This window comes from Paenibacillus sp. VTT E-133291 (assembly GCF_002264395.1).
Classification (GTDB): Bacteria; Bacillota; Bacilli; order Paenibacillales; family Paenibacillaceae; genus Paenibacillus_AQ; species Paenibacillus_AQ nitricinens.
Genome location: NZ_NFVA01000269.1, coordinates 1 through 286, shown reverse-complemented (window position 1 = coordinate 286; position 286 = coordinate 1). Strand labels below are relative to the sequence as shown.

Below are 286 nucleotides of genomic sequence, written 5' to 3'. Positions count from 1 at the left end.
AGTTGTCGGATTCTTATACTCGCCCATCTCGTGTACACGTAGCGCATAATTAAAGCGCGCACCAGAGGAACCCGTTTCCGTAGCGGAGTAAAATACCTCGCCGTATATTCGTCCGTCCCTATTTACGACTTCCTTACCGGCTGTCATCCGTAAAGTGCCGGTATCTAACGGAGCCTCATTACGTGATGCCGCGAGTAAGTGGTCGGTAGCGTCGTGTAATCCGATGGTCGCTCCGTCAAGTACTCGCGTTTTCTGTCGCTCTAAAAACTGACGTAGCGCCGCCGTT

Annotated in this window: 1 protein-coding gene; it reads right to left on the bottom strand. The window is 52.1% G+C overall.

Going from position 1 to position 286, the window contains the following annotated elements:
* On the bottom strand, nt 1–286 hold a 286-nt coding region (locus CA598_RS32650; protein WP_094879072.1), incomplete at both ends, for a hypothetical protein.